Below are 8,032 nucleotides of genomic sequence, written 5' to 3' on the forward strand. Positions count from 1 at the left end.
GGCGTCGTAGTCCAGGCGGCTGGGCACGCTGGCCACGTCGCCGGCATCCGGACCGCTGATGGCATGCAGCACCAGCATGGTGTCCTCCACCGAACGCGCCAGGGGGCCGAGTTTGTCCAGGCTCCAGCACAGGGTCATGGCGCCGGTCCGCGGCACCCGGCCATAGGTGGGCCGCAAACCGGTCACGCCACAGCGCATCGCCGGGTCGATGATGCTGCCCTGGGTCTCGCTGCCGATGGCAAATGCGACCAGGCCAGCGCCCGTGGCCGAGCCCGGTCCGGCACTGGAACCCCCGGAGCCCTCCTGCGGCAGCCATGGATTCATGGTCTGGCCGCCGAACCAGATGTCGTTGAGCGCCAGCGCGCCCATGCTCAGTTTGGCCAGCAGCACCGCGCCGGCGTCGTTGAGACGCTTGACCACCGTCGCATCGGTCTTCGGCACGCGGTTGCGAAACGGTTCCGCGCCGTAGGTGGTGCGGATATGGGCGGTGTCCAGCAGGTCCTTGCCACCCCAGGGAATGCCGTGCAGAGGGCCCCTGTAGTTCCCGGCGGCAATCTCGCGGTCGGCCTGGCGGGCCTGTTTCAGCGCGTGCTCCTCGAGCAGCGTGATGACACAGCGCAGTTTCGGATCGAAGCGCTTGATACGGGCAACGTAGATCTTGGTCAAGCGTTCGGAGCTCAACTGGCGGGTGCGGATCCAGTGCCCCAATTGCGTGACCGTGGAAAAGGCGATGTCGTCATCGTTTTTCGGCAGCGGGCGGTCTGTGGCCGTGCCCGGCTGGAAGCGGTCGGTTTTCGGACCGACCGCGTGGCCGGGCAACTCCGGATTCCAGACCGTGGCCGGCGCCAGATCCTCCTCCAGCCCGACGGCATGCGGACCGGTTCGCCGTGCCATCGTGCCGGCCATGGAGGTGCGCCAGCTGGAGGCCGCCATCTCACGGTGGGGGGTGCTCAATTTGACCTGCACCAGCTTCTCGGCTTCAGCGAAAGTGGCGTCGGTCACTTCCGGGCCTGCGCCCGCCGCGGTATTGAAGGCAGGTGCGGCACCGGGTACGGATGTGGCATCGGCGGGCGTCTTGGCCTTGAGCTTCCAGGCAGCAAGGGCACCCAGCAGACCGAGCGGCATGCGGGTAAGAAACTGGCGGCGCGATTTCATGGCGATTCCTTGATACGACGGACTGGCACGCCGGACGCAGCGGCCGCATGATTGCGATCGTGCGCACGCCATGCCTCGTGAACAGGTCATGCCCGGGGTCCCTGGGCGCATGCATACTCCATGGAGGCACTCCCGAGCATATCGCAACCGCTCACGTCGCGCGGACGGAACCGCCACACGGGATCCGGAGATCGTCACGACGGATCGACGTAGCCCGGATAAGCGCAAGCGCATCCGGGATGGGCCGCAACGCGGCCCTGATCGCATCGCATGCAAACCGAGCCCGGGGCCTTCGGCAAGATCATGACCGCATCGAGTGCGATCCGAGATGGTGCAGTCGGCGGGATCTCACCCGGATGCGCTTGCGCTTATCCGGGCTACGAGGAGGGATTTTTGCGGGCCTCAGGCCAGCATGCCACGGACCTTTTCGATCGCCTCGACGAAGCGGTCGATTTCCTCGCGCGTGTTGTAGAACGCCAGCGAGGCACGGGCCGTGGCCGGAACGCCATAAAAATCCATCAGTGGATGGGCACAATGATGACCCGAGCGCACCGCCACTCCCTGCAGGTCAAGCATGGTCGCAAGATCATGCGACTGGGTGCCGTCGATCAGGAACGAGATCACCGCGGCCTTGTGCGCGGCCTGACCGAAGATGCGCAGGCCCGGCACTTGCTGCAGCGCTGCCGTGGCGTATTCGAGCAATGCATGCTCGGTGGCCTCGATGCGCGCCATGCCCAGGCTGGAAAGGTAATCGACGGCAGCGCCGAGGCCGACAAAACCGCAGATATTGGGTGTACCGGCCTCGAACTTGTGCGGCGGGTCGGCATAGGTCGTGCCGGAAAAACTGACCTTGCGGATCATGTCGCCGCCACCGAAGAACGGCGGCATGGATTGCAGATGCTCCTTGCGCGCCCACAGCACACCGGTACCCGTGGGGCCAGCCATCTTGTGTCCGGTGATGACATAAAAATCGCAGCCGATGGCTTTGACGTCCAGCGGCAGATGCGGCGCAGCCTGGGATCCGTCGATCAGTGAAGGGATGCCGTGCTTGCGGCAGGCGCGGGCCAGCGCCCTTACCGGATTGATCGTGCCGAGCACGTTGGAGACATGCGTGAACGCGGCCAGCTTGACGTCCGGGGTCAGCAGATCGATGAACTTGTCCACGATCAGTTCACCGGACTCGGTGATCGGCGCCACCTTGAGCGTCGCGCCCGTGCGCTCGCAGGCAAGCTGCCAGGGCACAATGTTGGCGTGATGTTCCATCTGCGTGACCAGGATGGTGTCGCCGGGCTCAAGGCGCGGCATCGCAAAGCTGTAGGCCACCAGGTTGATGGCATGCGTGGTACCGGAAGTGAACACCAGCTCGTCGCGATGATTGGCGCCCATGAACTCGGCCAGCTTGTCGCGCGCGCCCTCGTAGGCGCTGGTCGCCTCTTCGCCCAGCTGGTGCACTGCACGCGCAACGTTGGCGTTGGATTCGCGCAGGAAACGGTCCATGGCATGAATCACGGCCAGGGGCTTCTGCCCGGTATTGGCGCTGTCCAGGTAGATCAGCGGCTTGCCGTGTACCTGACGTGCAAGCACCGGAAAGTCCGGACGCACGGCCTGCGGATCGAGCGGTTGAATGGAGTTCATCTTTGCGTTCATGACATGCCTCTCATGCAGCCGTTTCATCCCCGGGAAGGCGCGCCTGAATTCTTGCTTCGAGGTCTTCGCGCAGGCTGGACCCGTCCATATCCGTCAAGGCGGCACGACAGAAGGCTGCCGTCAGCAGTGTACGTGCCTGCTTCACGGAAAGACCGCGCGAGCGCAGGTAGAACAGCGCCGTCTCGTCCAGTTGACCGACGGTCGCGCCATGCGAGGCCATCACCTCGTCGGCATAGATCTCCAGTACCGGCTGGGTGTCGATTTCGGCATGCGGCGACAGCAGCAGGTTCTTGTTGCTGAGCGCGGCGTCGGCGCCGTCGGCGCCTTCGGCCACGGTGATCGCGCCATGGAACACGCCCCGCCCCCGCTGGTCGGCAACGCCGCGCCACAGCGCGTCACTGCTCGTGTTTTTCGCCATGTGCCGGATGTCCAGGCGGGTTTCCAGGTGCTGGCGTGCGCACGGCACGAACACGCCTCGGGTATCCAGCCGCGCACCGTTGCCGCGCAACTCGGCCTCCAGCTCATGGCGCACGGTGCCACCACCCAGTTCCAGCGCGTGCAGGCGGGCCTTGGCGCCTGCCTCAAGGCGCAGCCCCTCGCGGCGCATCAGCACCGCGCCCTCGCCAGCCTCCTGCAGCACGGTCCACTCCAGCTCGGCGTTGGCTCGCAACACGATGTCGCCCATCTGGGTACTCAGGTTGCGGTGCGCGGCCGTGCCCACATGGTGCTCGACCAGATGCAACGAGGCCGCTTCGCCCAGTTCGACCAGATTACGCGCGTGCCATGCCAGATCGTTTTCGGTTGGCGTGCCGACATGGACCAGGTGAACAGGGGCATCGATCCGCATGCCTTCGGCCACGCGCAACACCATGCCGTCGCCGGCCAGCGCGGCATTGAGACGGGCGAATGCGTCCGCCGGGCGGTCCCAGCCGCGGGTCAGGAGGAAACGCAGCGGCTCGGCATCATTGACCAGCGCCTGCGACAGCGGCTGCAGTGAAAGGCCATCGGCAAGCTTGTCCAGATGCGAAAGATCCGGCCGGAAAACACCGTGCACAAAGACCAGTCGCGGACCATCGACACCGCGCAGCTGCAGTATTTCCGGGTCCACCTCGCGCGTCAGCGCTCCGCCATCACCGGACTGGAACGCGCGCTGCGCCAGCGCGCGCAATGCCGTGTATTTCCACGCTTCGTTGCGCGGCCCCGGCAGTCCGTCGTGGACAAAGGCATCCAGCTGCGCCCGCCGCGCCTGGTCCAGCCAGGCCTGTCCGGACCCCGGCAGCACGGCCTGGGCCCCGGGCCCATATTCAGCAAAGGCATCGACGAAGGGCGACGTCATCACGCAGCCCCCGCCGGCTCGCCCAGATCCTTGACCCAGGCATACCCGTGCTCTTCCAGCTTGTGCGCCAGGTTCTTGTCGCCGCTCTCGACAATGCGGCCATCCGCCAGCACATGCACGAAATCGGGTTCGATGTAGTCCAGAAGGCGCTGGTAGTGCGTGATCAGAAGAAATGCGCGTGACGGATCACGCTGCGCGTTGACGCCTTCGGCGACCTGCTTGAGCGCGTCGATGTCCAGGCCCGAGTCGGTCTCGTCCAGGATCGCCAGCTTCGGCTCCAGCAGTGCCATCTGGAAGATCTCGTTGCGCTTTTTCTCACCGCCGGAAAAGCCCTCGTTAACCGCACGATTAAGCAGGTCCGGCGACAACTGCATGACCTTGAGCTTCTCGCGCACCCGCTTGAGGAATTCCATCGAGTCCAGCTCGGCTTCGCCGCGCGCCTTGCGCTGTGCGTTGTAGGCTGCGCGCAGGAAGTAGGTGTTGTTCACGCCCGGGATCTCGACCGGATACTGAAAGGCCAGGAACACGCCCGCAGCGGCCCGTGCCTCCGGTTCCATGGCAAGCAGATCCTGTCCCATGAACGTCACCGAGCCCTCGGTGACCTCGAAGCCTTCGCGTCCGGCCAGCACGTTCCCCAGCGTCGACTTGCCGGCCCCGTTGGGGCCCATGATGGCGTGCACCTCGCCGGGGTTGACGGTCAGCGAGAGGCCCTTGAGGATGGCCTTGCCCTCGACGCGGGCGTGCAGGTTTTCGATAGTCAGCATGGTCATGGTTGTCGGAATTCGGTCAGTGGGGTCGGGGATTCGATGGCCGTCGTCACAGCAGCTGCACGCCGAAGCGGCGCATCACCAGGGCAAAGGCAATGAAGATCGCGATGGTGCCCAGGCAAAAAACCAGCATCGACAGGGCGAAACCTAAGCGCTGCAGCAGCCACGGCATGGCCAGGAACATCGGCAGGGTCGGGATCACGTACCAGAACGTGTACCAGGCGTAGCTGCCGATGCGCGCCGTCGGCTGGCGCTCGACGTACATCCACACCAGCGCCAGCACGGAGATCAGCGGCAGCGCGCCGAGCAACGCGCCCAGCTTGCCGCTGCGCTTGGCAATCTCGGAAATCGCCACCACCAGCGCAGCGGAAATGGCATATTTGGTAAACAGGTAGAGCATCGTCAGGCACTCCCGGCCATGCGGCGAAGAACCACATAGGTGAACGGCTGCTCGGTGTCGAACGGCGTGCGGTGCACTTCGCGGCCGGCCTCCACGCATTCGAAATGTGGGGCGAAACGGGCCGCCAGCAGGTCGGCGCCATAGCGCGCCACAGGCAGCCCGCTGCAGCGCTCCGGGCCGTCCTCGGCGAAAGTTGCCAAGACCATGTACCCGCCGTCGCGCATTGAGCGCGCCGCGGAGATCACGTAGCGCTGCTGCGTGTCGTGCTCGACCAGGAAATGGAACACCGCACGGTCGTGCCACAACACATAGTGCGCCGTCGGGAGTTCGACCTCGGTGATTTCGCCGGCCAGCCAGTGGACCGAAGCAGCCTGGTCGCCCAGGCGTAGCCGCGACTGCGCCAACGCGGCGTCGGAAAGGTCGAGCACGGTGACATCGGTGAAACTGCGGTCGAGCAGGTCGTCGACCAGGGTCGAACGGCCGCCGCCGACATCAATCAGCGGCGCGTCGGGCGGCAGTTCCAGGCTGTCGATCCAGCGCAGCGAGGCATCCAGGTGCGGCCGGAACCAGCTGGTCTGCTGCTCGGACTTGTCCCGGTACACCTCCTGCCAGTGTGCCTGGCGGGACATCTCCGGCTGCTTGATCTTGTGCTCGGCCATGCTCTCAATCATCGACCCTTGTAAAGGAAATCATGCTGCTGGTGATCCGGCGCGCATACCGAATTCCTGCCATTCAGCCCACCGCGCCTTCCAGTGAAACTTCCAGCAGCTTCTTGGCCTCGACCGCAAATTCCATCGGCAGCTCGCGGAAGACCTGCTTGCAGAAGCCATCGACAATCATCGAGACCGCGTTCTCCTCGTCCAGTCCGCGCGAACGGCAGTAGAACATCTGGTCGTCGGAGATCTTCGACGTGGTGGCCTCGTGCTCGACGATGGCGCTCGGGTTCTTCACTTCCATGTACGGATAGGTATGCGCGCCACAGCGCTTGCCGATCAGCAGGCTGTCGCACTGGGTATAATTGCGCGCGCCTTCGGCGCCCTTCTCCACCTTGACCAATCCACGGTAGGCGTTGGAACTGCGACCGGCCGAGATGCCCTTGGAGATGATCTTCGAACGGGTGTCCTTGCCGACGTGGACCATCTTGGTACCGGTGTCGGCCTGCTGCATGTTGTTGGTCAGCGCCACGGAGTAGAACTCGCCCACCGAGCGGTCGCCGCGCAGCACGCAACTGGGATACTTCCAGGTGACCGCCGAACCGGTTTCGACCTGGGTCCAGGAGATCTTGCTGTCGTCGCCGCGGCAATCACCGCGCTTGGTGACGAAGTTGTAGATGCCGCCCACGCCGTTTTCGTCGCCCGGATACCAGTTCTGCACCGTGGAGTACTTGATGCTGGCCTTTTCCAGCGTCACCAGCTCGACCACCGCGGCGTGCAGCTGGTTCTCGTCGCGCATCGGCGCGGTGCAGCCTTCCAGATAGGACACGCTGGCGCCATCCTCGGCGATGATCAGGGTGCGCTCGAACTGGCCGGTGTGGCCGGCGTTGATGCGAAAGTAGGTGGAAAGCTCCATCGGGCAACGCACACCCTTCGGAATGAACACGAACGAACCATCGGAGAACACTGCCGAGTTCAACGCGGCGAAGTAATTGTCACCGGTGGGCACCACCGTGCCCAGATATTCGCGCACCAGTTCGGGATGCTCCTTGATGGCCTCGCTCATCGAGCAGAAGATCACCCCGGCCTCGGCCAGTTCCTTGCGGAAAGTGGTGCCCACGGACACCGAGTCGAACACCGCATCGACGGCGACGCCGGCCAGACGCGCCCGTTCGTGCAGCGGCACGCCAAGCTTGTCGTAGGCCTCGATCAGCTTGGGGTCGACATCATCCAGCGACTTGGGTCGGTTCTTGGGCGCGGCGTAGTAGCTGATGGCCTGGAAATCGATCGGCGCGATCTTCAGCTTGGCCCAGTGCGGCATCGGCATGGTCAGCCAGTGACGGTAGGCGTCCAGGCGCCATTCGGTCATCCAGGCCGGCTCTTCCTTCAGGGCCGACAGCGCGCGCACGATATCCTCGTTGAGGCCGGCCGGGAGGCTGTCGGTCTCGATATCGGTGATGAATCCGGCGCCGTAGCGGCGCGAAAGGGCCTCGGCGACTTCGGCGTTGTCGCGCAGGGTGGCGGTGATGTCGGTACGTTCGGCAGTCATGAGGAAACCTTGGCGGACGTCTTGGTGGATGGAACCAGATGCACGGGTTGCGGGACCGGTTCGAGCATCTCGGCCAGGGTCATGCCGCGCAAGGCCCGTGCAACGACTGCATTGATGCGCTGCCAGTTGCCGCGCACACTGCAGTAGGACTCGTGATCGCAGTTGCCTACGCTGACGCTGCATTCGGTCATGCTGAGCGGCCCTTCCATGGCTTCCACGATCTGGGCCAGCGTGATCGTCTCGGCCGCCCGCGCCAGACGGTATCCGCCGTTGGCGCCGCGAAACGATTCGACCAGTCCTGCATGGCCAAGTGTCTTCAGCAACTTGCTGACAGTGGGCAGTTCCAGACGCGCTTCCTCGGCAATCTGCACCGCACTGAGCACGGTCGTGGGTTGCGCGGCCAGGCCGGTCATGACCACGGTGGCGTAATCGGTCAATCGACTGACACGAAGCATGCAAGGCCCGTCGGGTCCAGATAAAGTACCAAAATGGTACGGATTAAGTCCGGCAGGGTCAATGCACCGC

The 8,032-nt window shown here is 64.6% G+C and carries 8 protein-coding genes; all 8 read right to left on the reverse strand.

What is annotated here, in order from left to right:
• A partial coding sequence (locus tag PF446_RS00830) for an amidase (RefSeq protein ID WP_298068754.1) occupies positions 1 to 1,155 on the reverse strand: 1,155 nt, incomplete at its 3' end.
• Positions 1,156 to 1,557: 402 nt separating this feature from the next.
• The gene (locus PF446_RS00835; protein ID WP_298068756.1) at positions 1,558 to 2,790 is read right to left on the reverse strand and encodes a cysteine desulfurase; all 1,233 of its coding nucleotides are present in this window, start codon (positions 2,788 to 2,790) and stop codon (positions 1,558 to 1,560) included.
• A gap of 22 nt (positions 2,791 to 2,812) precedes the next feature.
• On the reverse strand, positions 2,813 to 4,138 hold the full coding sequence (gene sufD, locus PF446_RS00840; protein WP_298068765.1) for a Fe-S cluster assembly protein SufD: 1,326 nt from the start codon (positions 4,136 to 4,138) through the stop codon (positions 2,813 to 2,815).
• Positions 4,138 to 4,902 carry a Fe-S cluster assembly ATPase SufC gene (gene sufC, locus PF446_RS00845; protein ID WP_298068766.1) on the reverse strand — a complete coding sequence of 255 codons (765 nt, stop codon included), beginning with the start codon at positions 4,900 to 4,902 and terminating at the stop codon, positions 4,138 to 4,140. The genes sufD and sufC overlap by 1 nt, the downstream gene beginning before the upstream one ends.
• Positions 4,903 to 4,954: 52 nt before the next feature.
• Positions 4,955 to 5,305, reverse strand: a complete 351-nt coding sequence (locus tag PF446_RS00850) for a DUF3147 family protein (protein WP_298068757.1) — start codon at positions 5,303 to 5,305, stop codon at positions 4,955 to 4,957.
• Positions 5,306 to 5,307: 2 nt separating this feature from the next.
• A complete protein-coding gene (locus PF446_RS00855) occupies positions 5,308 to 5,964 on the reverse strand; it encodes a class I SAM-dependent methyltransferase (protein ID WP_298068759.1) in 657 nt (218 codons plus the stop codon).
• Positions 5,965 to 6,037: 73 nt separating this feature from the next.
• Positions 6,038 to 7,507 carry a Fe-S cluster assembly protein SufB gene (gene sufB / locus PF446_RS00860; protein WP_298068761.1) on the reverse strand — a complete coding sequence of 490 codons (1,470 nt, stop codon included), beginning with the start codon at positions 7,505 to 7,507 and terminating at the stop codon, positions 6,038 to 6,040.
• Positions 7,504 to 7,962, reverse strand: coding sequence for an SUF system Fe-S cluster assembly regulator (locus PF446_RS00865; RefSeq protein ID WP_298068763.1), 459 nt, complete (start codon positions 7,960 to 7,962; stop codon positions 7,504 to 7,506). Before PF446_RS00865 ends, sufB begins: the two co-directional genes overlap by 4 nt.
• Positions 7,963 to 8,032: the final 70 nt, after the last annotated feature.

It is taken from the genome of Oleiagrimonas sp., assembly GCF_027858935.1.
Classification (GTDB): domain Bacteria; phylum Pseudomonadota; class Gammaproteobacteria; order Xanthomonadales; family Rhodanobacteraceae; genus Oleiagrimonas.

Excerpts from the sequence above, each read along its gene's own strand:
- PF446_RS00835 (WP_298068756.1), bottom strand. The coding sequence starts at position 2,790 with ATGAACTCCATTCAACCGCTCGATCCGCAGGCCGTGCGTCCGGACTTT.
- sufD (WP_298068765.1), bottom strand. The coding sequence starts at position 4,138 with ATGACGTCGCCCTTCGTCGATGCCTTTGCTGAATATGGGCCCGGGGCC.
- sufC (WP_298068766.1), bottom strand. The coding sequence starts at position 4,902 with ATGCTGACTATCGAAAACCTGCACGCCCGCGTCGAGGGCAAGGCCATC.
- PF446_RS00850 (WP_298068757.1), bottom strand. The coding sequence starts at position 5,305 with ATGCTCTACCTGTTTACCAAATATGCCATTTCCGCTGCGCTGGTGGTG.
- PF446_RS00855 (WP_298068759.1), bottom strand. The coding sequence starts at position 5,964 with ATGGCCGAGCACAAGATCAAGCAGCCGGAGATGTCCCGCCAGGCACAC.
- sufB (WP_298068761.1), bottom strand. The coding sequence starts at position 7,507 with ATGACTGCCGAACGTACCGACATCACCGCCACCCTGCGCGACAACGCC.
- PF446_RS00865 (WP_298068763.1), bottom strand. The coding sequence starts at position 7,962 with ATGCTTCGTGTCAGTCGATTGACCGATTACGCCACCGTGGTCATGACC.